General features: G+C 43.8%; 24 protein-coding genes, 1 other RNA gene and 1 pseudogene. 25 read left to right on the top strand and 1 reads right to left on the bottom strand.

The genetic code is table 11. The annotated features are described in order from the left end of the window. Positions 1-61: 61 nt before the first annotated feature. The 8 genes and pseudogenes from N693_RS20110 (at position 62) to N693_RS0101675 (ending at position 6,209) form a co-directional block, all read left to right on the top strand. Positions 62-223 carry a hypothetical protein gene (locus N693_RS20110; protein ID WP_156028847.1) on the top strand — a complete coding sequence of 54 codons (162 nt, stop codon included), beginning with the start codon at positions 62-64 and terminating at the stop codon, positions 221-223. 69 nt (positions 224-292) lie between these two features. After that, entirely contained in the window at positions 293-1,060 is a 768-nt protein-coding gene (locus N693_RS0101705; RefSeq protein WP_025783065.1) for a hypothetical protein, read from the top strand. 55 nt (positions 1,061-1,115) lie between these two features. Continuing rightward, entirely contained in the window at positions 1,116-1,454 is a 339-nt protein-coding gene (locus N693_RS0101700; RefSeq protein ID WP_025783064.1) for a hypothetical protein, read from the top strand. Between the two features lie 90 nt (positions 1,455-1,544). Beyond that, complete coding sequence (locus N693_RS0101695) at positions 1,545-1,877, top strand: hypothetical protein (protein ID WP_025783063.1); 333 nt, start codon at positions 1,545-1,547, stop codon at positions 1,875-1,877. After that, positions 1,870-2,121 (top strand): hypothetical protein, encoded by a 252-nt coding sequence (locus tag N693_RS0101690; protein ID WP_025783062.1) that lies wholly within the window; start codon positions 1,870-1,872, stop codon positions 2,119-2,121. Before N693_RS0101695 ends, N693_RS0101690 begins: the two co-directional genes overlap by 8 nt. A gap of 279 nt (positions 2,122-2,400) precedes the next feature. Beyond that, positions 2,401-2,724: pseudogene (locus N693_RS0101685) on the top strand (phage tail tape measure protein); the annotation flags it as partial. Between the two features lie 291 nt (positions 2,725-3,015). After that, the gene (locus N693_RS0101680; protein ID WP_025783060.1) at positions 3,016-4,836 is read left to right on the top strand and encodes a phage tail tape measure protein; all 1,821 of its coding nucleotides are present in this window, start codon (positions 3,016-3,018) and stop codon (positions 4,834-4,836) included. Positions 4,837-5,654: 818 nt separating this feature from the next. After that, entirely contained in the window at positions 5,655-6,209 is a 555-nt protein-coding gene (locus N693_RS0101675) for a site-specific integrase (protein ID WP_025783059.1), read from the top strand. Between the two features lie 226 nt (positions 6,210-6,435). On the opposite strand, the gene N693_RS0101670 is transcribed toward N693_RS0101675, so the two are convergent. Next, positions 6,436-6,978, bottom strand: a complete 543-nt coding sequence (locus N693_RS0101670) for a hypothetical protein (RefSeq protein WP_156028845.1) — start codon at positions 6,976-6,978, stop codon at positions 6,436-6,438. A 690-nt stretch (positions 6,979-7,668) separates the two neighbouring features. Here N693_RS0101670 and N693_RS0101660 point away from each other — a divergent pair. The 17 genes from N693_RS0101660 to N693_RS0101580 all read left to right on the top strand — a co-directional run bounded on the left by N693_RS0101660 (position 7,669) and on the right by N693_RS0101580 (position 26,625). Further along, the gene (locus tag N693_RS0101660) at positions 7,669-7,932 is read left to right on the top strand and encodes a hypothetical protein (protein WP_025783057.1); all 264 of its coding nucleotides are present in this window, start codon (positions 7,669-7,671) and stop codon (positions 7,930-7,932) included. 378 nt (positions 7,933-8,310) lie between these two features. Continuing rightward, on the top strand, positions 8,311-8,886 hold the full coding sequence (locus tag N693_RS0101655) for a LemA family protein (RefSeq protein WP_025783056.1): 576 nt from the start codon (positions 8,311-8,313) through the stop codon (positions 8,884-8,886). Next, the gene (locus tag N693_RS0101650; protein ID WP_025783055.1) at positions 8,886-9,701 is read left to right on the top strand and encodes a YgcG family protein; all 816 of its coding nucleotides are present in this window, start codon (positions 8,886-8,888) and stop codon (positions 9,699-9,701) included. Before N693_RS0101655 ends, N693_RS0101650 begins: the two co-directional genes overlap by 1 nt. Before the next feature lie 80 nt (positions 9,702-9,781). After that, entirely contained in the window at positions 9,782-10,021 is a 240-nt protein-coding gene (locus N693_RS0101645) for a glutaredoxin family protein (RefSeq protein ID WP_025783054.1), read from the top strand. A 139-nt stretch (positions 10,022-10,160) separates the two neighbouring features. Beyond that, positions 10,161-11,183, top strand: coding sequence for a sugar-binding transcriptional regulator (locus tag N693_RS0101640; RefSeq protein WP_172643563.1), 1,023 nt, complete (start codon positions 10,161-10,163; stop codon positions 11,181-11,183). Positions 11,184-11,271: 88 nt separating this feature from the next. Then, on the top strand, positions 11,272-12,279 hold the full coding sequence (gene gap / locus N693_RS0101635; RefSeq protein WP_025783052.1) for a type I glyceraldehyde-3-phosphate dehydrogenase: 1,008 nt from the start codon (positions 11,272-11,274) through the stop codon (positions 12,277-12,279). Positions 12,280-12,426: 147 nt separating this feature from the next. Further along, positions 12,427-13,614, top strand: a complete 1,188-nt coding sequence (pgk, locus tag N693_RS0101630; RefSeq protein WP_025783051.1) for a phosphoglycerate kinase — start codon at positions 12,427-12,429, stop codon at positions 13,612-13,614. Between the two features lie 13 nt (positions 13,615-13,627). Next, positions 13,628-14,389 (top strand): triose-phosphate isomerase, encoded by a 762-nt coding sequence (gene tpiA / locus N693_RS0101625; protein ID WP_025783050.1) that lies wholly within the window; start codon positions 13,628-13,630, stop codon positions 14,387-14,389. Beyond that, on the top strand, positions 14,382-15,902 hold the full coding sequence (gpmI, locus tag N693_RS0101620) for a 2,3-bisphosphoglycerate-independent phosphoglycerate mutase (RefSeq protein WP_025783049.1): 1,521 nt from the start codon (positions 14,382-14,384) through the stop codon (positions 15,900-15,902). Before tpiA ends, gpmI begins: the two co-directional genes overlap by 8 nt. Before the next feature lie 18 nt (positions 15,903-15,920). Continuing rightward, on the top strand, positions 15,921-17,219 hold the full coding sequence (gene eno, locus N693_RS0101615; protein ID WP_025783048.1) for a phosphopyruvate hydratase: 1,299 nt from the start codon (positions 15,921-15,923) through the stop codon (positions 17,217-17,219). Positions 17,220-17,320: 101 nt separating this feature from the next. Continuing rightward, positions 17,321-17,548: a preprotein translocase subunit SecG gene (secG, locus tag N693_RS0101610; RefSeq protein ID WP_025783047.1), complete on the top strand. Its 228-nt coding sequence runs from the start codon at positions 17,321-17,323 to the stop codon at positions 17,546-17,548. A gap of 84 nt (positions 17,549-17,632) precedes the next feature. Then, positions 17,633-18,379, top strand: coding sequence for a carboxylesterase (locus N693_RS0101605; protein ID WP_025783046.1), 747 nt, complete (start codon positions 17,633-17,635; stop codon positions 18,377-18,379). 91 nt (positions 18,380-18,470) lie between these two features. Beyond that, positions 18,471-20,786 carry a ribonuclease R gene (gene rnr, locus N693_RS0101600; RefSeq protein WP_051508668.1) on the top strand — a complete coding sequence of 772 codons (2,316 nt, stop codon included), beginning with the start codon at positions 18,471-18,473 and terminating at the stop codon, positions 20,784-20,786. A 47-nt stretch (positions 20,787-20,833) separates the two neighbouring features. Continuing rightward, positions 20,834-21,301 carry an SsrA-binding protein SmpB gene (gene smpB, locus N693_RS0101595; RefSeq protein WP_025783044.1) on the top strand — a complete coding sequence of 156 codons (468 nt, stop codon included), beginning with the start codon at positions 20,834-20,836 and terminating at the stop codon, positions 21,299-21,301. A gap of 109 nt (positions 21,302-21,410) precedes the next feature. After that, positions 21,411-21,769: a transfer-messenger RNA gene (gene ssrA / locus N693_RS19830) on the top strand. Between the two features lie 1,216 nt (positions 21,770-22,985). Beyond that, on the top strand, positions 22,986-23,564 hold the full coding sequence (locus N693_RS0101585) for a restriction endonuclease subunit S (protein WP_025783043.1): 579 nt from the start codon (positions 22,986-22,988) through the stop codon (positions 23,562-23,564). Positions 23,565-23,568: 4 nt separating this feature from the next. Continuing rightward, positions 23,569-26,625, top strand: a complete 3,057-nt coding sequence (locus tag N693_RS0101580) for a type I restriction endonuclease subunit R (protein WP_025783042.1) — start codon at positions 23,569-23,571, stop codon at positions 26,623-26,625. The last annotated feature ends 30 nt before the right edge of the window (positions 26,626-26,655 follow it).

Below are 26,655 nucleotides of genomic sequence, written 5' to 3'. Positions count from 1 at the left end.
GCCCACAAATCTATAACTAGTCGTTTAAAGTGCGAACAAACATTTAAGGAGGTGATCGCAGATGTCACGAAAAAATTCATATGAAATCCGAGAGCGTAACAAACCACAGCAATTAAAACGAAGTGAGGCAAAGAGTAAGCGGAATGGTAGGATTCCACATGATACGCGCGATTTATTTGCACGCAAAATGATGAAAGTTATCGAGCGTATGCAGGACGAATAGTAGACGTGCTACCAAATTTATATGTAACTCGGAAACATCAAATAATAACTTTAAAAGGGGATTATCTAAATGACAGAAAAATACGTTGATGTACTAATTACTGAAGCAACAGATATTAATGGGAGTCATAAATACGAAGGGAATATATACCCGCTAACCGAAGCGCAAGCACAAAAAGTTGAGTCGGAAGGCAAAGGTCAAACTACGTATGTCGGGCCGTTAGAAACACATAAAAAAACTATGGAAACTTTGTCGGAGCAATTATTTTCTAAACTTACGACGATAGAAGAAGATCCGCGGCTAACGGATTTCGCTAAGAAGGAAGACAAAGAAGCGGCCATTAAAGAAAGCGAGGCTATCGCACAAGGTATACAAGAAAAGTATGAAAATGAGTTGCGTATTTTAAGTGAAGCAGCGCAGGAGAAGTTTAGGAACTCCGTGCCTGCGACGTCACTCTCGCCGGATGAAATAAAAACTAAAGCTCGTCTAATAATGTCAGAAACAGCCCTTGCATCAACTTTCAATGATGCAGTTAGGGTAATTAGGGACCAAATTGAGCACGCTGAACCGATCGTATTGAGGGAATTACAATCACATTTCTATCAAGTTAAATCTGATTTAGAATCCAAAATGTCTAAAAGTGGTGATGGGTATGAGCGCATTATGCAAGGGGGAGACCTTAAAAAATTGTATGATAGCCTTAAAAAGAAATCCCTGACACCCGAACAATCGGAATTAAAGAAGCGTGCAGATTTGTTTACAGCCCTGACGCAACAAAGAGGCGATGTTCGGGAGGACTTCGTTAGGACTACTAAAATCATGAGACGTCAACTGTAAAAAATGAAGGGTATAATGCGCAACTAGTTCGAAATCGACAAAGGGGACGTTAAAAATGCCAATTGCATATCAGATGGACGTGACAAAAAGCGTAATCATGGCGCAAGCTCCGTCGGCGATTAACGGATATAAATCCACCGCTAGGATGGTACGTTACTCTGCCACTGCAACTTGCTTTGACGGTACGTCGATTAACTTAGTAAATGGACTTAACCGCCCGCTATACGAGGTTCTCGACGAAGCATTAAGCGCGTTGTTTAAGTTACTAGCGGCTAAGGACGTGACAGCCGTTGTGTCGATCAAAATGAACGTAGGACTCGCAGAGGGAGCTAAAGCTGCGCTGTTGAACAAATATGCGGCGGAAACTGAATTTGCGACAATCAAATTTACATAGGCGAAAACATGGCGCTCGGGCTATTCCGGGCGCTTTTTATTTGCATGAAAAGGACAAAGTTAGTCAAAGTCAAACTTAGGGGGAATTAAGATGAACACACTGGAAGACGTAAAAAAGATCATGCAACGCTCGTTTTATGAAACGGCCGCAGAGATGCAAAAAGTCGAGGACCTATCGAAGATCAAAGAGGGCGCGCGCATTGCGGAGTTACGCTTTGCCGAGGGGCTACAGGAACTTGAGAAATTAAAACTGTCAAAAGACGACAGGCGTCACTTTAAGCTGCTACGTGAGGCGTACTTAGACATCATTAAGTCGATCCAGTACATCCAAAAAGGCAATCACGTCATGGCAAATAGATATAGCCTGCAATCCGGGGAGAAAGCGTTTAGATACGCCCAAGCAAGGATGCGATTAAGTGAATAACGGCGACATCCTAATCAAGATTGGCGCAGATATAACTCAATTTAGTCGGTCCATGCAAAAAGCAAATAGCGATTTAAAGCAATTTGGTACCGCGAATAAAGAAACGTTTACAGCATTTAAGCAAACCGGAGCAGTCGTCACAGGTCTCGGAGTTTCAATTGCTGCAGGACTAGGAGGTGCCGTAAAAGTCGCGTCCGATTATCAGTCAGCGTTTGCTGGGGTAAATTCTTGCCCTCTCCGTTAGAAATAGCGGAGTAACAAATCGAGCAAAAACGGTGAAAGCTAAGGCTCGGGCTATGCCAACACCGTGGTAACTTCGTAGATTGCGAAAGGCTACGAAGCACCGTAGAGCGTAGCAGGTGAATAAGTATAATCCTGCCAAGAGTGTTCGACGCCTAAACGTTTTGGACGTAGGCGAAAATGTACGCCGATCTAGGTACGAATTGACGTACCGTCATGCGAGGAAACTCCTAGAAGTAAAGGATAAAAAGCCTTTACGTTAACAATATGAAGGAAGACTACAGACGCTACTGAAACAGAGTTTTCGAAACTATCGCAGGGAATTCGGAACATGTCTAAGGAGTTACCAGCCAGCGCGGTGGAAATCGCAAATGTCGCTGAAACAGCCGGACAATTGGGGATAAAAAGTGGCGATATTTTGGAGTTCTCCAAGACGATGGTAAACCTCGGAGTCGCTACGAATATGTCTTCTGAAGAAGCGGCAACCTCGCTTGCACGTTTGGCGAACATTACACAGATGCCGATGGACAAAATCAGTAACCTAGGGTCAACTGTAGTCGCGTTGGGTAAAAAATATTGCCCAGCCGTTGAGAAATTAGCGGCATAAAACATCGAGTGAATTCAAGGAAAGCTAAGTGTCTTGTAATGAGACGTAGGCTAATCTTGAGCCAAGCACATGAGAAATCGTGTGAAGGTGCAACGACTAGATAAAGTACCCTAATCAACAAAGCTACTCAAAATGGGTGGCTTTTTTGTATGGAGAAATATCCACGAGCGCTCGACGCCTAAACAGATAATGCTGTAGGCGATGATATAGTCTGAACCGGGTGCGAAATGACGCGCCGTAATGTGGGTAAACCCCCGGAAGTAGAGGATAAAGAGCCTTTACGATAACAAATTGAATAATTTAGCGACTACAGAATCCGAGATTGTTGCGATGTCCCTACGATTAGCCGGAGTTGGTGCGCAGGTAGGTCTTACCGAGGCGGATATTGCAGCGCTTGGTGGAGCGCTTTCAAGCGTAGGTATCGAGGCAGAGGCCGGGGGCACAGCTTTCTCTATGGTCATGAAAAAGATTAATACCGCAGTTAAAGACGGAGATAAAAAGCTAGACGGATTTGCTAAAGCAGCGGGCGTCTCTTCGCAAGAATTTGCTAACGCATGGAATAGCGATCCTATTGCGGCCATTGATATGTTTGTAAAAGGTCTTGGCAAATCCGGTGACGCAGGCGAAAACCTCGCAGAAATACTCGGCTACCTTGGTATTAAGGGAATACGAGAACAGGATGCGTTACTGCGTCTAGCGGGAGCATCCGACGTTCTAACCGAATCTATAGGAATCGCCAATAAAGGATGGGACGAAAATACCGCGCTTACTGACGAAGCCGCTGAACGATATAAGACGCTCGAATCGAAGTTAGCAATCTTCGGCAACGTCATCAAGGACATTGGAATAACGATTGGTGACGCCCTTTTACCTTACGTAACCGCGTTTGTAGACAAAATGACGGAACTTGGTACGTGGATCGGCGAGCTGAACCCGAAGTTTTTACAACTCGGAGCGCTAGTTGCAGCGGTGTCTGCGGGATTCATGATTGTCGGAGGTTCCTTGCTACTATTAATCGGATTTGTACCGCAACTTATCACGGGCTTTATGGCGCTAAGTACGGTAGCTGGTGCGTTGGGTACGGCCTTCACAGTTCTGACGGGTCCAATCGGTATTGCTATCGCAGCCATTGTCGCAATCGGTGCAGCGCTAGTCGTTGCGTATAACAAAGTCGACTGGTTCCGCGCGGGTGTCGATAAAGCGTGGTCGATGATTAAGCAGGCGACAGCGACGGCATTTAACGCAATTAAATCGACGATAACGACCATCATCGCCAGCGCGGTGAAGTTTGGATCGGACCAGCTCGATAAGTTTAAAGCGTTTTGGGACGCTAACGGCGCGGCTATTATGAGCATCGTCAAGGGACATTTTAACAATGTAAAAACGATTATCACAGCGGTGATGGGCGCTATTAAAGCCATATTTACCACCATATGGCCGATTTTATCCAATACAGTACTAGTCACCTGGAACTTGATTAAGACGACTGTATCCGTAGCAATCAGCGCGGTATTAGGCACAATCCAAACCGTTATGAAACTTTTGCAAGGCGACTGGAAGGGCGCCTGGACGACGATTAAGAAAACAGCGTCGGAAATATGGAGCAGCATCGAAAGTTTCTTCAAGAACGTCAGCTTAGTCGAAATAGGTAAGGACATCATACGCGGACTTGCTAACGGGATCGGCGCCATGGGCAACGTTGTAAGAGATGCGGCGATAAGTATCGCGAAGAATATTAAGGACGCAATTACAGGATTCTTCGGAATCAAATCGCCATCGCGCGTAATGATGGGAGTCGGCGGATTCCTCGGCGAAGGACTAGCAATCGGCATGAAGTCGGAACTTGCTAACGTCAAAAGGATGGCGAAAACACTTGCGCGGGCTGCGTCCATTGACGCCGATGCTTCGTTTGCAGTCGCAGGCTATCAAGCGCCTTCACGTTCGTCTATTCGGACAGCGCGCGTAGGGGCGACGTTTAATGGCGAGGGCAAGTCGGGCATCACAGTGAAACAGACGTTACATTTCCACGATCATGCGTTAAGTCCAGCAGAGGCCGCACGTAAGCAGAAGCAGGCAGCGCAACAACTCGCATTGCAATGGCAGACGCGATAATCGTACACATTCAAAGGCGGCATCCTTAATAGGGTGTCGTCCTTTTTTAAGCGGTAATACCGAACGTGGAAAAGGCGCCGGAGTCCGATTATAAATTACGTCAATGTTGCGCGCAATGGGGTGTCGATAAAAGGGGCGACAGGACATGCGTAAATACATAGGTAACACGTTAGCGTAGTGAAGCACTCTATAGAAGGAACTCAAAACGCAGGCTTGACGTAGCTTTACGTTTGAATGCCGTTTTTGTCCTATATTTGACGTTCCACCAGGTAACAAAAGTGCAACGTATATTGGCGTATAAGGGGGACGAAATCGGACGATATCGATTCGGCGTAGTTCGGTGTTTTGTGCGTGCTAAAGTAAGAGGATATTCGACCATGTAATAGAAGTAAGTCAAAAATGCGTGTTTAGTTGCGTTGAGTTTACGTGGGGTTTTTTACAGCTTTCGCCCGTCTGCGCGTGGGTGTCCAAACGCTTTGAGGCTTGCGTTATTAAGGCAAAACGAACATAGAGATTATATGCGACATAATATAGAAGGAAGTTTAAAAGCGGACTGCGGATAATGTTCGGTTTGAGGTCGCTCTTTGCAGCTTCGGCTATCTGACGCGTGCCTACTCCGACGTTTTGAATCGTCAATATTACGCCAGCTTATCAGTTCACGGCGGACAGCCTCGCCAAACTCACGGGGTCAATAACAACGTCGTATGTACCTTATTGTATATTATCGTACATTAAATCGTTGACACGACGGGGTTCTTTGTTTATACTAACGATAATATACATTGAACGTACGATAACGTATGAAAAGAGGCGGTAATATGGCGAAGGTAAAGAACGTTCAGCCGTTAAGAACAGCGGAGGAAATCGAGGATATGCGATGGGCATTGCGCCGGTATGCGAGTGAGCGCGATCTGTTCATGTTTAACATCGGGATCAACTCGGGACTGCGCGTCAGTGACATCGTGCCATTGCGGGTGCGCGACGTAAAAGGAAAGACCCACGTCACACTGCGCGAGACTAAGACGGGTAAGACTAAACGCTTCCTATTGCCACGGGCTACACGTGCAGAGGTGGACGCCTACACAGCGAACATGGAGACGGATGATTACCTGTTTAAGTCACGCAGAGGCGACAGCCATATCACTACGACGCAGGCTTACCGTGCTTTGCAGAAGGCAGCGGAAGCACTCGGACGGGACGACATAGGGACGCACACGATGCGCAAGACGATGGGCTTCCATCACTACCGTAAGCATAAGGACGTAGCGACGTTACAGCATCTGTTCAATCATGCTGCACCGTCCGTCACATTACTGTACATCGGTATAACTGACGATGAAGCGGACGCAACGATGGAGGACTTCGCTCTATAACGCAAAAGGACGCAGGGCTACGACTAGCCGAGCGTCCTTTTTTATTTCCCGTGCGAATTTATACACCGGGGGGCATGGTCGACCGGCCAGCCGTTCTGCAGGCGCCTGACGAATGCGGGATATATGAAATCACTCGAGCCCTCTCATCCTAGAAATCGACTTTCTAAAATAGCGTTTCACAGTCGAAAAAATTCGCGCTATAAAATTTTCACTTCGGGGGTTTATACTACTTCCATCGATCGATAAATGCGTCCAGTCCGTCCCGTGCGTATTCGAGAATGAGCGCCCAACTAATCTTTTCATTGTGCGGATTGTTGGAGTTCAGATAGCGGATGACCTTCTGCAACTCGCTTATTCTTTGCGGGTCCAATTTCCGTCGAATATATTCCGCGCAGAATGGCGTGATAAAGTCCGAGTGGGTTAGCGCAGTCTCAAGTAGGATCGCCGTAGCCCGTGACGGGGTACAGTCAAGCGAATAGCCGAGCAAGCGGACGTTTTCAAAGTCTTCTGCAGTAAATCGAACACTCACACGTTCAGTGGGGCCGGCTGCTTTGAAGCGTTGTACGGATGGCCGCGTTATATCGCCGAGAAATAGCGTATTGCGAAATCGTGCATCCCGTCGGAAAGAAAGCCCCAATACTTCCATAACGGATCGACTCGCCAGGCCGTCAATACATATGCGTTCGATTACGTCCTTAACGGGAACGTCCATAATATAGGACAGTCGATATACAGCATCTTTAAGCTCGATACTCACCGTTGGCTGCACGTGCCTCCGTTTGTCATTCCGTTGCTTCCGTACGCCCTTCCCTATTTCCATATTACCGCCCTTTCGTCCGATTTTGTCCGCCCATGTGGTATTGTGTGGCGGGGTTAATCTAGCATACGGCAGTGGGGCAGTGGTTATGACAAAGCTGGTATAAGTCGCTGATTGCCCGTCCATACTGCAGATAAATGCAAGATTAGGAGTTGTTAGCGATGGCAAAACAGCAAACAAAGAGGGATCAGGCGCGAGAGGAATCTAAGAAGCTACTGGATCACGCACGCAAGACCGGATTTCCACTCGGCAAGAAGGCGAAATAAACCGGTCGGTAGTGTTTAGTCATACCAGGTATTACGATGTCTTACCAATTCATACAGGAAAGGCGATAATCGGCATTTATGTCATACCAAGTATTACGTTGTAATACCAATTCATAGCGACGTCCCTAAAATTAGTGTGTTGGCAATCTTCCGCTTATCTACTTTTTAGGGATTTTTTGTGCGACCATCGTTAATTTTGCGCCGGCTTACGTCACCTTTCGCCAGCTTTACGCTACGTATTCCTTCTACTATATTGTACGATTAAATGGACTTGTTTTATATCCGTCAATGGCACTCGAAATCAATGAGGAGTTTCAGCTTATTCACCTATTCGGTGGCGTGCGGTAGAGTACGTCTTAGAAGGCGAGGTGATAACGTGGAGAGTAACGCATACTACAGTTCTAGCGATATTGAGAAATATGTTGGTGTAAACACTACTACCACAAAGCTAATCGCGGGAGCAACGAGTGAATTCATAACGAACTTTGGCGCTAAGGAGCGTAAGGCATGGCGCTTTAATCGCAAAGAAATGTTCTTTATTAAGTTCGTTAGCGATCACTCACGACTATTGACGCGGGATGGCGCAATATCCGAGGCGCTCGAATACTTCTACGGAATTGACAGTAGACGCGATAACTGACTAGACGGAATATGCGCTCCGTGTTATGATTGTCTTACGTAAATTGAGCGGGAAGCGCGTAGCACTACGTCAGCTTATACGAACACCTAGCGTCATATCAGCGTTCTATGCCGTCCACCTATCGAGTGGTGCAATGGATAGCACGCAAGCCTCCGAAGCTTGAAATGTGGGTTCGACTCCCGCCGAGGGCATATAGGTGTTATAAGATACTCCCCCGATTGTATGAAAATCATACGGTCGGAGGAGTTTTTTTGTTTTAGAAGAAACTTTTTAGACTGTAGAGCGTATATAGGATAACTATCTAGTTTTGAGCTTCCTCGTTTCAGGGTAAACTTTTGGAAGTGTAGAAACGAAGATATTATTGAGGAGGCGGGGATTTTGAAGAAGTTATTGGGGCCTATAGGTGTTATTGTAGGTATTATTGTGGTGCTAGCATTGATCTTAGTACCAAGTTACAACAAATTCGTATCATCAGAAGAAAACGTAGACCAAGCGTATTCTCAAATTGAGACGCAACTGCAACGTAGAGTGGATCTCATTCCAAACTTAGTGAACACTGTAAAAGGATTTGCGAAACAAGAGAAAGAAGTCATTGGTCAAGTAACAGAGGCGCGCTCGAAACTAGCTGGCGCAAACGGACCAGAAGAACAAGCTGCAGCGGACTCTGAGCTTTCGGGTGCACTTAGTCGATTGCTAGTAGTGGTAGAGAATTATCCAGAATTAAAAAGTAATGAAAACTATAGACAGCTTATGGATGAATTAGCTGGAACTGAAAACAGACTTGCTGTAGCACGGAAAGATTACAATGGCGAGGTCGCTTCGTATAACAAACAAGTGAAGCGTTTCCCGGGCAAACTCGTTGCGTCTGTTTTCGGATTTGACGAAAAGGAATATTTCAAAGCGGAAGCGGGTGCAGAAAAAGCACCTGAAGTCGACTTTGGGGCTGATGAGTAATGAGAAGGTTAGCTGTCCGAGCATTTGCCCTGCTTGGTATGCTTTTAGTTTTGTTGACAATTGTTCAGCCGGTAGTCCACGCAAAAGTGGATGTAGTACAAGATGAATCGGGTATTCTGTCCGAGAGTCAAATAGCAGAACTGAGTGACTATGGCGAGCGGTTAAAAAGTGCAACAGGTGCTGAATTAGCTGTGCTCATTGTACCATCTACAGAAGGAAGACCTATTGAAGAGTATTCACTAGATAAATTGCGCGAGTTCCAACTCGGCAATAAAAAGGAAAACAATGGAGCACTATTAGTTGTAACGACGCAAAAAGATGAATCGAAAAAAAGGCACTTTCGGTTAGAAGTTGGATATGGCTTAGAAGGCGCTCTTCCTGATGGTAAGGTCGGTAGAATTATCGATGAAGTCTCTGGGCCTTATTTGGAAGCACAGCAACCTGCAGAAGCCATCATGGAAGCATACAAAGCTTTCTATAACCAAATAGCAAAGGAATACGGGCTGGAAGGATCTGAATTACCAGTTGCAACATATGACGGGAATAACAGTGATGATGAAGGTGGGTTCCCAATCGTCCCAATTATCGTCATCGGTTTCATCCTCATCCAGATTTTCTTTAACTCTGGAAGAGGTGGCGGTTCGGGTGGTTCCGGTGGTTCTGGAGGATCCGGCGGTAGACGTCGCGGAGGCGGCATGATCTTCTTCCCAGGATCGTTTGGAGGCGGAGGTGGCTCTGGCGGTTCTGGTGGTGGATTCGGAGGCTTTGGCGGCGGTGGTTCCGGAGGTGGCGGAGGCGCTGGTCGAAGCTGGTAAGCCAAAAACGGTCTACACAACACTTAGTGTTGCGTAGATCGTTTTTTCATTTTACAATGTGGTTATATGGAGGGATTCTTATGCATGTACTGTTATATACCAAGCCTGGCTGTTCTTTGTGTGACGAAGCTGAACAGATGATGGAACTTATCCAAGAAGACTATCCATTGACGTGGACAACTGTAAATATTGAAGACGATGACGCTAAGCACGAACAATATGTGTACATGATTCCTGTAGTCGAGAAAGATAATGAGGTCCTTTGTTCAGGGGTGATTAGTTATGTCGATCTTGCATTACTTTTTGAGTCAGGAGTTTAAATTTGAAATTATCGGGAATAATATGTATAGTTACATTATTAGTTAATCTATTTTTTTGACTAAAGTGGGACGAAATTCAACCAACATGGTCAGGTGTTGTCCTACAGAGGAAGGAGGAGTCTTTCTGAAATCGGCTATTGTGGAAGCACAGGAAAAGTTAGTACCCGAAATGATGGCAACCCTGCAACAACGTTATCTTGTGCTAAAACTCATCAAAACATCCGGGCCAATTGGAAGACGACCTCTTGCTGACACTGCAGGTTTGTCTGAACGCGAAACACGCTCGGTCGTGGAAGCCCTTCGAGATCAGCAACTTATTCGTGTTGCGAAAGAGGGAGCGACCATCACTGCTGACGGAGAGAGTGTGCTTGAGCATCTAGGACCGTTAGTTGAGCTGCAATATGGCAAGAATGTTCTTGCAAAACGTATTAAAAGTTATTTCTCCATTCAAGATGTACACATTGTAAAAGGAGACAGTTCTGAACCAGGTGGCTCCAACGAATTACTTGGAACTGAAGCTGCATCTGTTTTTGCAAGCCGCATTGGAAATGGACGTATCGTGGCCGTGACAGGTGGAAGTACAATGGCAGCTATTCCGAAACATTTGAGTTGTTACCCAGGTGCTGAGGATACAGTATTCATCCCTGCTAGAGGTGGAGTTGGAGATAATATAGGACAGCAAGCGAACGTGATTGCCGCTACATTTGCACATACGTGTAATGCTTCTTACAAGTCATTATATTATCCTGAATCTCTTAGTGAAGAAGCACATGCCATATTCTTAAGAGAACCGACCGCTCAGAAAATGCTTGAGCTATATGAAACAGCGGATTGCTTGCTGCATGGTATTGGTGATGCGAAAAAAATGGCGGCAATGAGAGATTCTGATGAAGAAGAACAACAGTTACTCGATTCCAGATGTGCAAAAGGTGAAGCTTTCGGGTATTACTTTAATGGCACCGGTGAAATTGTTCACCACCTTCGAACGGTGGGGATTCAAACTGATCACCTAAAACGCATTCCACTAGTATTAGCAGTAGCAGGAGGTTCTGAAAAAGCAGAAGCGATTCTTTCGTATTTGCGCGGAGCTACTAAGCAAACTGTTCTTATTACGGATGAAGGCGCTGCAAGGGAAATCGTGAATTTACTAGCAAACGACTAACACAACATGTTTACAAACGGTCTGCTTTGGAAAATGTCCAGAGTATGCCATCTCTATATATAACAACTAAAACTTGGAGGGATTTTACATGACTGTAAAAATGGCGATTAACGGATTTGGACGTATTGGACGTATCGTAATGCGAGACACACTGGAACATGAAGAACTTGAAGTGGTAGCAGTAAACGACTTAACGGATGCACCAATGCTTGCACACTTGTTAAAGTATGATTCAGTTCACGGGATTCTGGATGCAGATATCACGTCCGATGAAAACCATATTATTGTGAACGGTAAAAAGATTCGAGTCTATGCTGAAAAAGATCCAGCTAACCTTCCATGGAAAGACCTTGGAGTCGATATCGTTGTTGAAAGTACAGGAGTATTCCGCGACGCTAAAGGCTTACAGAAACACATCGACGCTGGTGCGAAGAAAGTCATCTTGTCAGCTCCTGCTAAAGGTGATGTAAAAACACTTGTTATGGGTGTAAACGAACAAGAATATGATGCGGCAACAGATCACTACGTTTCCAATGCATCATGTACTACAAACTGTTTAGCACCAGTTGTTAAAGTGCTGAATGAGAAGTTCGGCGTTGAACGTGGCATGATGACAACAATTCACTCATACACAAACGATCAGCGAATTCTTGACCTTCCACACGAAGACTACCGTCGTGCACGTGCTGCAGCAGAGTCTATGATCCCGACAACTACAGGTGCAGCATCAGCTGTAACAAAAGTAATTCCTGAATTGAAAGGGAAATTAGATGGAATGGCTGTCCGTGTTCCAACACCAAACGTTTCACTCGTTGACTTCGTCGCTGAGTTGAAAAAAGACGTTACTGTTGAAGACGTTAATAGTGCATTAAAAGAAGCATCTGAAAACGAACTAAAAGGCTACCTGTTCTACAGCGACCTTCCACTCGTTTCAAAAGACTATAATGGCAACCATGCTTCTTCTACAGTAGATGGCTTGTCAACAATGGTACTTGGAGACAACATGGTGAAAGTGATTAGCTGGTATGACAACGAACAAGGATATGCTGCACGTTGTATCGATCTTGCGTTGTTCATGAACGAAAAAGGACTATAAGCGACAACAGTAAACACATATCGGGCACATAAAATCTGGCTTATCAGATTGTGACCGATTATACTTAATAGATGGGCAGGAGGAACGGCATTGCCCGTTTCCTCCTTTTTTATTAAAAACTTTTGTTGTGAAGGAGTGCTTGTTCGCATGAATGCCAAAATGACGATGAAAGACTTGGATCTAAAAGGGAAACGAGTTTTCTGCAGGGTGGATTTTAACGTACCTATGGAAGATGGGAAAGTTTCAGATGATACTAGAATCCGTGCTGCAATCCCTACAATCGAGTACCTTTCTGAACAGGGGGCAAAAGTAATTCTTGCGAGTCACTTGGGTCGTCCAAAAGGTGAAGTGAAAGAAGATTCACGTTTAACGGAAGCCGGGAAGCGATTGGCTGAATTACTTGGAAAGCCCGTTCTGAAATTGGACGAGTCCACAGGGCCTGCGGTTGAGAAACAAGTTTCCGAGTTGACTGATGGAGAGATTCTTTTGCTTGAAAATGTTCGATTCCATGCGGGGGAGGAAAAGAACGATCCTGAACTTGCTAAACAATTTGCTGCACTGGCAGATGTTTTCGTCAATGACGCATTTGGAGCAGCACACCGCGCACATGCAACAACTGCTGGAATTGCGGAGTACCTTCCGAGTGTTCAAGGACTTCTTCTTGAGAAGGAATTGGACGTCCTCGGAAAAGCGTTATCCGATCCTGAACGCCCTTTCACTGCAATCATTGGCGGGGCAAAAGTGAAAGACAAAATTGGTGTCATTGATCACTTGCTGGATAAGGTGGATAACCTGTTAATCGGCGGAGGCTTGTCGTATACATTTACACGTGCACAAGGTCATGAAACTGGAGACTCCCTTGTTGAAGAAGACAAGATTGAGTTGGCACAATCATTCATTCAAAAAGCGAAAGAAAAAGGCGTCAACTTGTATTTGCCGATTGATGCAAAAGTGGCGGATTCGTTCTCAGAATCAGCAACAACAAAAGTCGTTAGCGTAAGCGAAATTGAAAAAGGTTGGATGGGCCTTGATATCGGTCCGAAAACCGCTGAACTTTACGACAGCGTAATCCGCGATTCCAAACTTGTTATTTGGAATGGACCGATGGGTGTATTTGAAATGGCACCATTTGCTGAAGGTACAAAGCGAGTTGCTCAAGCAATGGCTGAAACCGATGCATTCACAATTATTGGTGGTGGCGATTCTGCTGCTGCTGTTGAAAAGTTTGAAGTAGCTGAAAAAATGGACCACATCTCAACAGGTGGCGGTGCGTCATTGGAGTTCATGGAAGGTAAAGAATTGCCTGGCGTTGCTGCATTGAAAGATCGTTCATAAGGAGGGACTACTCATGAGAAAACCGATTATCGCAGGAAACTGGAAGATGTACAAAACGAAGGATGAAGCTGTAGCGTTTATAGATTCACTTGCTGGAAAGTTGAAGGAAAGTGACAAGGTGGAAACCGTGATTTGTTCACCTGCACTATATCTAACAACACTTGTAGAAAAGTCAAAAGGATTACCGATTCGAATTGGTGCGCAAACGATGCATGAAGAAATTGAAGGGGCATTTACAGGTGAAATCAGTCCGACCATGCTTTCAAGTGTAGGTGTTGAATTTGTTATCCTTGGACATTCTGAGCGTAGACAATACTATAACGAAACAGACGAATCTATTAACCGAAAAGTGAAATCGGCTTTTGAACACAAGCTTACACCGATTGTATGTGTAGGTGAGTCACTGGAACAGCGTGAAGACAACGCGACATCAGCGATTGTTTCAGAACAAGTGAAGAAAGCGTTTGCGGGAGTAAGTGAAACAGATGCTGCTTCTGCTATCGTTGCCTATGAGCCAATCTGGGCAATTGGTACTGGACGTACAGCAACTGCTGAAGATGCGAATGAAGTGTGTGCACAAATTCGTGCAGTCCTTACAGACCTATATTCAGACTCAGTGGCTCAGGCGATCCGTATTCAATACGGCGGTAGTGTAAAACCTGGAAACATTGAAGAACTCTTATCGATGAGTGATATCGATGGAGCATTAGTCGGTGGAGCTAGTCTCGATCCGGAATCGTTCACCGCACTCGCGGAGGCTGGAGCAAATGCCTAAAGGTCCTGTTGGCCTTATCATTATGGACGGTTTTGGACTGCGCTCAGAAACTTCCGGAAACGCTGTTGCGCATGCGAAGAAACCAAACTATGAGCGATTATGGAACGCGTATCCCCATTCCATGTTAACCGCGTGTGGGGAAGCGGTCGGGTTGCCTGAAGGTCAAATGGGCAACTCAGAAGTCGGTCACTTGAACATTGGGGCTGGACGGATCGTCTACCAGAGTCTTACTCGGGTCAATAAATCGATTCGTGAAAACGATTTTTTCCAAAACGAATCGTTATTGTTAGCGGTTGAGCACGCAAAAGCCAATGACGGTTCACTGCATTTGATGGGCTTACTATCTGATGGCGGCGTCCACAGTCATTATGAGCATTTGTTTGCGTTGTTGCGACTAGCTGAAATGAATGGCATCCAGAATGTATATGTCCATGCGTTTTTAGACGGCAGAGATGTAGGTCCTAAAACTGCATTAACATATATTAAACAAACAGAGGAAGTCATGAAATCGGTTGGAGTCGGTCAGCTTGCGTCAATTTCCGGTCGCTATTATGCGATGGATCGCGACAATCGCTGGGAACGTATTAAGTTGGCGTATGATGTCATGGTGACTGGCGAAGGACCTGTCTATGCTTCAGCTGAAGAGGGTGTCCAAGCTTCCTACGATGCGGGTGTGACAGACGAGTTCGTTGTTCCATTCATCGTTCAAAAAGAGGGACAGGCGCCAATTCGTATTTCAGAAGGAGATTCCGCTGTATTTTTCAATTTCCGACCAGACCGCGCGATTCAATTATCACGTGCGTTTACTCAAAATGGATTTGATGGCTTTTCATCTAAGAAATATTCAGATTTGAAATTCGTTACCTTTACGGATTACAGTGCTGAAGTCGCTTCTGAAGTTGTATTTGCTAGTCAAGATTTGAAGAATACAATTGGTGAAGTCCTTTCTCAGAACAACATTCGTCAGCTCCGTATTGCGGAAACTGAAAAGTATCCGCATGTAACGTTCTTCATGAGTGGTGGACGCGAGGAAGAATTTGAAGGCGAGAAGAGAATTCTAATCCCTTCACCCAAGGTTGCTACGTATGATTTAAAACCTGAAATGAGTGCGTACGAAGTAACAGATGCGCTCATCAAAGAAATACAAGAGGACCAAATCGATGCGTTCATCCTCAATCTTGCGAATCCTGACATGGTCGGTCATAGTGGAATGCTTGAACCGACCGTGAAAGCGGTTGAGACGACGGATGAATGTGTTGGACGTATCCTAGATGTGTTGCTTGCTAAAGGTGGAACAGCAATTATTACAGCAGACCACGGAAATGCAGACGAAGTAATGACAATTGAAGGTGCACCAATGACTGCGCATACGACTAATCCAGTACCAGTAATTGTGACGAAAGATGGCGTTACACTAAGAGAAGGCGGTATTCTCGCTGATCTTGCGCCAACCATGTTAAAATTGCTAGGTATCAAACAGCCAGTAGAGATGACAGGAACGCCATTATTTTAACTAAAGGGAGAGATTTGCATGCCAATCATTACACTTGTTCAAGCTAGAGAAGTACTCGACTCACGAGGGAACCCAACAGTTGAAGTCGAAGTGTTTACAGAAAGTGGCGCATTTGGACGAGCAATTGTACCATCTGGTGCATCAACAGGTGAATATGAGGCTGTTGAACTTCGCGATGGCGACAAAGATCGTTACCTTGGAAAAGGCGTGCTAAAAGCTGTTGATCACGTCAACGAAATCATTGCAGATGCACTGGAAGAGAACTATTCAGTTCTTGACCAAGTCGTGATCGACAATGCTTTGATCGAACTGGACGGAACAGATAACAAAGGCAAACTTGGAGCAAACGCAATTCTTGGCGTATCTATGGCAGTCGCTCATGCGGCAGCTGACTATTTAGATATCCCATTGTATCAATATCTTGGCGGCGTCAATGCGAAGCAACTTCCTGTTCCGATGATGAATATCGTCAATGGAGGAGAGCACGCAGATAACAACGTCGACATTCAAGAATTCATGATCATGCCTGTAGGCGCTGAATCATTCCGTCATGCACTTCGCATGGGAGCAGAAATCTTCCACGGATTGAAAGCGGTTCTTCATGATAAAGGATTGAACACAGCGGTTGGTGACGAAGGCGGATTCGCACCGAACTTATCATCTAACGAAGAAGCACTCTCTACGATTGTAGAAGCAATTGAAAAAGCAGGATACAAAGCTGGCGAAGATATTATGCTCGCAATGGACGTTGCGGCTTCAGAAATCTTCAACAAAGAAGACGGTAAGTACCATCTATCAGGTGAAGGCATCGTGAAAACATCTGAAGAGATGGTTGACTGGTATGAAGAGCTAGTCAACAAGTATCCAATCATTTCAATTGAAGATGGGTTGGACGAAAACGACTGGGCAGGTCACAAGCTCTTAACAGACCGCCTTGGCAAGCGCGTACAACTTGTAGGAGACGATCTCTTCGTAACGAATACAGAAAAATTGTCACGCGGTATTCAAGAAGGCGTAGGGAACTCGATTCTTATTAAAGTGAACCAGATCGGAACACTTACTGAGACATTCGATGCGATTGAAATGGCGAAGCGTGCGGGCTACACAGCTGTTATCTCTCACCGTTCAGGTGAAACAGAAGATACGACAATCGCTGACCTTGCAGTCGCAACAAATGCAGGGCAGATTAAGACCGGTGCTCCTTCGCGTACAGATCGCGTTGCGAAGTATAACCAATTGCTACGTATCGATGACCAACTCGATGAAACAGCACAGTACCTTGGCAAACAAACATTTTACAACTTGAAGCAACAATAAGTTGCGGTTAGCGACAACAGCTTCAAACAGCGGTTGTCTCTATTGCTAGAGTTTGGTAAACTGGTAAGGTAGTTGAGTTCTGTTTCAGGAGGTGGAACATTATGCACGCGTTATTATTGACATTGCTCGTGATTGTCTCACTTTCACTAATTGTCGTTGTCTTGCTACAATCGGGGAAAAGTGCAGGCCTATCTGGAGCCATCTCCGGTGGTGCAGAACAGTTATTTGGTAAACAAAAGGCACGCGGTCTAGACTTAGTCTTGCAGCGCGTTACAATTGTACTATCCGTGCTGTTCTTCGTACTGGCGATTGCGATCGTGAAAATATAAAAAGAAGCAATTTTCGCCTGGCCATCTGTACGGCCAGGCTTTTTTATTCAAAAATGGGTTGGTAATGATTGGAGGTTAGGTCGCATGAAAGTTTCTCATGCAAAGCCTTTCTTTTTTGAACATGGAAAGCGAGCAGTGCTTTTACTGCATGGTTTTACAGGAACATCTGCAGACGTACGAATGATCGGCCGTTACTTAGAGAAAAAGGGATATACATCCCTTGCACCGCATTATAAAGGACATGGTGGACCCGCAGAAGACCTGATTCACACAGGTCCTGACGACTGGTGGCCAGATGTCATTCAAGCATATGAGCAGTTAAAAGATGCGGGATATGACCAAATTGCCGTAGCCGGGTTATCATTAGGTGGCGTATTTTCACTGAAATTAGGAGCCGAGCGTCCTGTGCTAGGAATTGTTACGATGAATGCACCGATGTCAATGCGTTCCTTAGATCAGATGTATGAAGGGGTTCTTCGCTACGCACGCGAATATAAAAAACTAGAAGGCAAAGACGAACAAACAATTGAGGCGGAAGTGAATTCACTCCGTGAACAATCGATGCCTTCGCTAACCGACCTTCAGAAGCTGATTGAAAACGTAAGAGCAGAAGTGGATACGATCTATGCTCCGTTATTAGTTGTTCAGTCCACTCATGATGAAGTAATCGACACGAATTCCGGACAAATCATCTATGATACCGCAGAGTCGACAGACAAAAAAATATCTTTATACGAGAAATCGAAACATGTCATTACATTAGGTCCTGAGAAAAACGAACTTCATGAAGAAATTTTCGAGTTTTTGGAGTCACTTGATTGGGAAGATTAATGAAACCCAAATCAGGCAATACTAAATAGACAAGGAGGGATAAGAGTTGGACACATTTGAAAAAGAATTAGAACAACAAATCCTGTCAACAATGAAAGATGATTCTTATAAGCCCCTAACCGTTCAAGAGATTCAAGAATTACTCGGAATGGAACAAGCGGCTGAATTTAAAGAGTTAGTGAAAATGCTCGTTCATCTAGAACAAAAAGGACTCATTATTCGCTCACGAACGAATCGTTATGGCGTTCCGGAACGGATGAATTTAGTTCGCGGAAAATTCATCGGTCACGCAAAAGGATTTGGTTTTGTAACACCAGAGACTGAAGGAATGGATGATATTTTCATACCACCTACTGAAGTCAATGGAGCGATGAATGGCGATATCGTGCTAGTACGAGTGGCGAACAGCTCTTTCGGAGATCGTCGCGAAGGTGCGATTATCCGGATCGCTGAACGTAAAACGACGAAAGTAGTCGGGACGTATCAAGACAATCGAGGATTCGGGTTTGTCATTCCTGATGATAAAAAGCTACCTATGGACATCTTCATTGCAAAAGGAAATAACTTAGGAGCCATCGAAGGGCATAAAGTGGTTGCTGAAATCACTGAGTTTCCAAGTGATATGAAGTCTGCAACAGGAATGGTTGTGCAGATTCTTGGACACAAAAACGATCCAGGTGTCGACATCCTTTCAATTATTCACAAGCATGGAATTGAAATCGAATTTCCACCTGAAGTACTTCAGCAAACGGACAAAATTCCTGCAGAAATCCAGGAAACAGATTTGTTTAAACGCCATGACCTGCGAGATGTACTGACGATTACAATCGATGGTGCAGATGCAAAGGATTTGGATGACGCGATTTCACTCGTGAAAAACGCAGATGGAACACATACGTTATCTGTTCACATTTCAGACGTGAGTCACTATGTCGAGGAGAATACACCACTTGATGCTGAAGCCTATGACCGTGGAACGAGTGTCTACTTAACAGACCGCGTTATTCCAATGTTGCCGCATAAGCTGTCAAACGGAATCTGTTCCCTGCACCCTGATGTAGATCGTTTAACACTCACATGTGAAATGACAATCGACGGAAACGGGAAAGTGACACATCACGAAATCTATCCGAGTGTTATTAATTCCGATTATCGGATGACGTATCAGGATGTCTACCAAATCGTTGACCAATTGGATGAAGAGTTGCGCACGAAATACTCGGAAATCGTTCCGATGTTGACCGATATGGCAGAGCTTGCAAAAATTCTCCGTCAAAAACGGGAGGACCGCGGTGCCATCGACTTCGATTTCAAAGAATCGAAAGTATTAGTGGACGAAAAAGGATGGCCAACTGAGATTAAGCTTCTGGAACGAACAGTTGCTGAACGCATGATTGAAGAATTCATGCTTGCTGCGAACGAAACAGTCGCAGAGCATTTCCACTGGCTTCAAGTTCCGTTCATGTACCGAATTCACGAAGATCCAAAACCAGAGAAACTTCAACGTTTGTTCGAGTTCCTGACAAACTTCGGTATCGTCGTAAAAGGTGCCGGCAACAAAGTACATCCAAGAGCGTTGCAAGAAATTACAGAGTCCATTTCAGGTCTTCCTGAGGAAACTGTTATTTCTACGATGCTATTACGCTCCATGCAACAGGCGAAGTATTATCAGGAAAGTCTCGGCCACTTTGGGTTATCTGCAGACTTCTATACACACTTCACGTCACCGATTCGTCGTTATCCAGACTTGATCGTCCATCGTCTCATTCGTACGTATCTGTTTGAAAAAGACGTATCAGGGAAAACAATTGCACATTGGGATGCGGAATTACCGGAAATCGCTCAGCATACATCTGATATGGAGCGTCGTGCAGTCGATGCAGAACGTGATACGGATGCATTGAAGAAAGCACAATTCATGTTGGACAAAATTGGTGAAGAGTTCGAAGGTGTCATTTCATCGGTCACGAATTTCGGTTTGTTCGTAGAGCTTGAAAACACGATCGAAGGACTTGTTCATGTCAGCTATATGACAGACGATTACTATCGTTTTGACGACCGTCAAATGATGATGATCGGGGAGCATACCGGCAAGCAATTCCGAATTGGGGATGAAGTCACAGTTAGAGTGACAGCTGTGAAGCCAGAAGAATCTTCAATTGACTTCGAAATTGCAGATATGAAGAAGACATTCCATCGAACACGTAAAGCAACACCGAAAGTGATTCATGCTAAGAGCAGGAATTCTGGCGATTCAAAGGACAAAGGTGCTAAGAAAAATGATTCTGGTAGACCGAATCATTCTGGAAAGCCAGCTGCCAAAAAGTCTGGCGGAAGTGAAAAGAAACGGTTTTATGAAGGTGTTGCAAAGAAGAACAAAAAACAAAAACCTAGAAAAAGAAAGTGATCCGGATTGCCAATTGGTCATCCGGTTTCACGGGAGGGTGAATGACGATGGCAAAAGGCAAAGGTAAAGTACTCGCAGTCAACAAGAAAGCCAATTACGACTTCGCAATTGAAGAAACAATTGAAGCCGGTATTGTACTGCAAGGTACTGAAATCAAATCGATCCGTAATGGGAAAGTGCAATTGAGAGATGCTTTCGTGCTCATTCGTAACAATGAAGCCTGGATCTCCAATATGCACATTAGTCCCTACGAGCAAGGGAATCAGTTCAACCATGATCCGGTTCGTTCTCGTAAACTATTAATGCATCGAAAGCAGATCAATACGTTGATCGGACAGACGAAGGAAAAAGGGACTGCGATTGTTCCATTGAAAATGTATATTAAAGATGGATTCGCAAAAGTGCTAGTTGGAGTCGGTAAAGGGAAGAAGTTATACGATAAACGGCATGACTTGAAAGAGAAAGAAGCGAAACGGGATATGCAACGGGCTTTCAAAGACAAACAGCAATATTGATATATGGCGTTCGATGAGGTATACTGTTTACAGCAATACAGTTCCGATAGTCTTAGCATCAGTAGGAGGCTACTGATGACTCCAGACGTTTCCCGGACATCCCTTTAACGGGGACGTTACGGATTCGACAGGGGTGGTCTAAGCGTGAGCTGCGCGTCGGAGGCTCGACTCCGTCAGAAACGGACCTTAATAATAACAGGCAAAACAAACAACAACCTAGCATTCGCAGCGTAAGCTGTTGAATCTGCCTTGCAATACCATCGCCCATGTGGCGTTGTAGGGCTAACCTAAAGTGGGATACGCTGGATGCTGCTTTTCGAGGCTCCCCAGAAGAGATTTCCGAAATAGCGCTCAGGACGCCCTGTCTTCCGGCATAATGTAGCGCGAAACCAAATAGGAAAACTACACGCGTAGACGTTTACGTATTAGAGCCTCTGGACGTGGGTTCGACTCCCACCGTCTCCATAGAAATATGGTAAAACACCATCCTTTGTGGATGGTGTTTTTGTTTTGCGTCGGAATATGCTAGGGGGAGCGGGCGTGTTCTTAAATCTGGGAAAGTGCTCTTAAAACAGTAATAGTGCAAAATTAAAAAGTCGTTTAAAATTGTTTTGAATTGCTGTACACTCGAGGTTTGTCTGTTAGCCACACCACACCACATAACTAATTCGCAAATCAGACTTTTGTTTCTTTAAAAATGCTGCACAGAAATACACCTCTAATATTGAATCACTTGGATAGGGAACGGGTAGATAAGAGGAGAAATCATGATTGAAATCGAAGAAGGTACTCATCCAGCAGAAGCTACCCATAATTAGGTCGACATTAACTAATAAAATGCTGCAGAATGGACTGAAGGTGTAGAGCCTATCGATGAAGATGAAAACAAACATGTCTTGTGCACCATAGGAGAGGGTTTATGGTGTCAGTATATCATCTGTGCAACCCTGCCAACTCTGGGAGTCGTGTAGCCTTAACTATGCAATGCTCACGTCAAAGCCCACTGAAAGTTGTTACGATTCTGCTGTTCCTATTAAAGTAGGCAAAAGATGAACAAGGTGTCAAAATTGTACCTCAAGTAATTAAGAACGTCACACAGAAAGGACATCTAAGTCAGGACAGTCGGAGTCTTACTCGCCGATTCGCTACGAAAAGATTTAGGCAAGAAAATACTAGGAACAATCTTAGCGAGCAAACCAGGCCGAGTCGTGTGCGTTTTAACTACCCATTCCGATATCCTAGCACGCAATTTTGGATTTTGAAGACATTGGCCATTAAATACGGGAAATCAAGCTAGTAGAGATGTTCCTCCATTCGACGCACATCGAGTGCGTGGTGGATATAGTTGAAATAGCTTGGTGGCAATGGATTCATCGGATTTTAGTTGAATAGTGTAGAATGTGTTATGTTCCCTCGGCCGAATGGTTTGAGGGATTTTTTGACCCCTGGGATTGTATTTTTACGTAGAAATCGATGTTTAAGGATTCGGGTAAGAGTTTACAAAATGATTGTATTTGCATAAAAACATATTTTGCAGAATCGTTTATATAAGCTTTTTTTATATTAAATTAATGAAATACAAAAATATTTCATTTTATCATTTGACAAAGCGAATTCGAGGTGATTTAATATGTAATATAGATATATTTCAAAAAACGTAAACTGTAGTTCGGGGGTGTCTTATTTGGAGAAAAGTGCATTAAAAGAGTTTGTAACCTTCGTTCCAGGTATAAATCCAACAAGGGCGCAAAAACAATTTGGAACTGAAATAACAAATTATTATGACCAGCAGTCTTTTGAAGCTGATTACAATCATGAGGAGGTAACAGCTGAAGATGGGGAGAAATCTTTATCCCAAAATACCCCATCGTTAAATGAAGGTGATGTTGTTATCAGTAACTCCTTACAACTTGCAACAATGGTCGGCAAAGATAATATTGGTAAAGTGTTGTCTCTCAACTTCACAAAAATAGAGTTTAATAGCGAACAACTTGATAAGAGATATTTTCTTTTCTTGTTTAATGCTTACAAAGAAGTGAGACGACAAAAAGAAAGGGAGTCACAGGGGAATGGCCCTGTTCTAAGAATCCCACTCCGTTCACTTGGAGAAATTATCGTTCCGGTTGTTCCTCTTGAGGAACAGAAGAAAATAGGCGCTATTTACTCAGAAACATTGAAGCTGCAGAGCAAGTTAAATCAATTCGCAGACATGATTGGACAGTTTACAAGCTCAATTATAGAAGGAATCTTAAAGGGGGAATGATCAAATGAAAAGTCAATCGGAATTAGCATTTGAAAATGAAGTTATCGATTATTTGACCAAAATCGGCGGAGTAAAACAATGGGAATACAAAAAGGACATCACAACAACTAAACAACTATGGGATAACTTTAAAACAATCTTAGAACAAAACAATCGGGCTCGTTTGGATGAACCATTGTCTGTCACTGAATTTAATCAGGTGAAGAAAATCATCACGAGTATTGAATCACCTTACCAAGCTGGACAATTCTTGTATGGTGTGAACGGTGTTTCTGAAATTGAAGTGGACCTTGACAATGGTAAGCATGTATTTTTGACCGTATTCGATCAAGCCCAAGTCGGTGGTGGGAACACTGTTTATCAAGTAGTAAATCAAATTAAACGACCAAAAGTAGTGGATGGTAAGCGGGATTGCAGGTTTGACGTGACGTTACTTATTAATGGTTTGCCGATTATTCAAATCGAATTAAAGAAAGCACTTCATAGCGCTACAGAATCCTTAAACCAGATGGAGCAGTATATTGCTGAAAAGCAATACAGCGGTATATTTTCAACCTTGCAGATTTTAATAGCGATGACGCCATTTGATATTCGTTATATGGCAAATACTCCACTACATAGCTTTAACCGAGCTTTTGCTTTCAACTGGCAAAACGAAGATGATGCTCGCCCTATTCGTTCATGGAAGACGTTTTCGGATAAAGTGTTGTCAATTCCAATGGCTCATAATTTAGCAACACGCTACATGGTACTTGATGGTACAAAAAACAAAGAAAGTATCAAAGTCATGCGTCCTTATCAAGTCTATGCCACAAAGCGCGTGCTTGATAAAGTTAGAAAATTTGACTTCAAATATGATGACGGTAAATTAGGATACATTTGGCATACAACAGGATCAGGTAAAACAATCACAAGTTTTAAGACAGCGTGGCTTGCAAGTCGGCTATCTAATGTAGACAAAGTTGTCTTCTTGGTTGACCGAATAGCGCTTACCAACCAAACAGCTGATGCCTATAAAGCCTATGATCCTGTTGCGGGTTTTGAAAGGAAAACTGGTGTGGTGGGTGACACAGCCAATATCTCAGAACTTCATCGCAAACTAACGAAGAAAAGTGATAAGAACATCATTGTGACAAGTATCCAAAAGATTTCGCGTTATGTAGCGCGGGACAGCTTCAAGTCACTTAATGAAAATATTCTTTTTATCGTTGATGAAGCCCACCGTTCAACTGGTAACGGTACTGAAAATGAAGGTATGCTCGAATCAATCCGGAAAGCGATTCCTAATTCTGCTTGGGTTGGTTATACTGGTACACCAAAATTCCCTGAAACACCAGAAATCTTTGGTGAATTACTACATGCATATACCATTAAAGAAGCCATTGCGGATAAAAATGTCTTAGGGTTTAACGTCGAATTTATGGAAACGATCAAGCCTCCTGAAGATCCCACCGAAGATGATATCGATGATAATGTTCGTAGTAGTGTTTACGATGATAGTCCAGAACATGTTCACTTAGTAGTGAAGGACATATTCGATAACTGGAAGAAACGTTCAAATGACCGTAAGTATAATGCCTTGTTTACAGTCCACGTTGGTGGTAATAAAGCAAGTACACCAAGAGCGATGGAATACTTCGATAAGTTTGCGGAAGAGAATGCGAATCGTCCAGAAGATAAACGACTAAAAGTTGCGGTGAGTTTCTCGGTAGATACATCCAATAGTATTCATCAACTGAAAACGAATGAAAACTTGCACAGAGCCATCGAAGCCTATAACGCAATGTTTGGCACAGCTTTTGATATGACGACTGTTAAAGCCTACACAGAAGACTTAGCACGGAGGCTTAATAAGACAGCTGATGATGGTAACTATTTAGATTTGGTAATCGTTGTGGATCAACTATTAACCGGTTTTGATGCCCCAGGAATGAATACGCTCTATATTGATCGAACGCTTAAGGGTGGGAACTTAATTCAGGCGTACTCACGTACAAACAGAATGCATAATTTTGTCGATAAGCCTTGGGGAAATATAGTTAATTATCGTTGGCCCGAGCAAAACGAGTATGAAATGAATAAAGCTTTTGCTATCTATTCAAATCGTGCATCTGCTGACGAACAACTTTCACTTGAAGATTTGAAGAAAGGAAACGAAGAGGCTGGTATCACTTCCAAACCATTCAGCAAGGTTCAGGCTGAAATGCAAGAAGTTATCGAGAAGCTTGGAGTACTCACAGACGATTTTGTGCAATTACCACCGAGTGAAAAAGCTCAGGATGAAGTTTTTGAGAATCTGAAAGAGTATAATCGCTTGTTGAGTCAATTGAAACAATATACCGAAGATGATGACAAAAATCCTATTTCTGCCTATGATAATCCGGAAGAATTCTATGAGCGCTTAGGTATTACTGAGGAGCAGGAAGTCATTTTAACAACGGTAATCGCCGGTGAATTGAAGGAACGACGTGCGAAGCGTGAAGACATTGATATTTCGCAAGTCAATCTTTCCATGGTTCATATTCACGATGTTACCATCAACTATGATTATTTGATTGATTTGATCGCCCGGATGGCTGACGAAGTTCAAGCGAACGAAATGTCGAAAGCGGTAAGTACACGTGAAGAAATCCATCTTGAAATCGCCAAATCTGAGAATGAAAAAGAAAAATCTAAGATGCATAACTTTGTATCTAAAATTTTCTCGAAGGAGTTTGAGTTTGATAGTTATCCAGCACCTCGAAGTGTTGAAAAAATGAACCAAGCAATGGATAAAGCACAAAAGGATACGAATATCCAACTTGTAACGAATTTCATCCGTACTTGGGGACTTGACAACAGCACAAAACCTAAAGAACTTGAAAACTTGATTAAGAAACACAGATTAGGTCAAGACGATATGGATAAACAAGGCGAGTTAACAGCAATCATGAATGACGCAAGGGTGGATTATAAAGAAATTGCAGATGAAAAGATTGCTGCATTAACTTGGGTTCGATATCGAATCGAATTCCGTAAGGCATTTTACGGAATGGCTGACGAAATTAAGAAAGGAGAATAGTCAAGTGATAAAATTATTCGACATCAAAAA

Source organism: Sporosarcina sp. D27, assembly GCF_000586555.1.
Taxonomy (GTDB): domain Bacteria; phylum Bacillota; class Bacilli; order Bacillales_A; family Planococcaceae; genus Sporosarcina.
The sequence above is the reverse complement of the archived record's forward strand: the minus strand, read 5'-3'. Positions and strand labels throughout refer to the sequence as shown.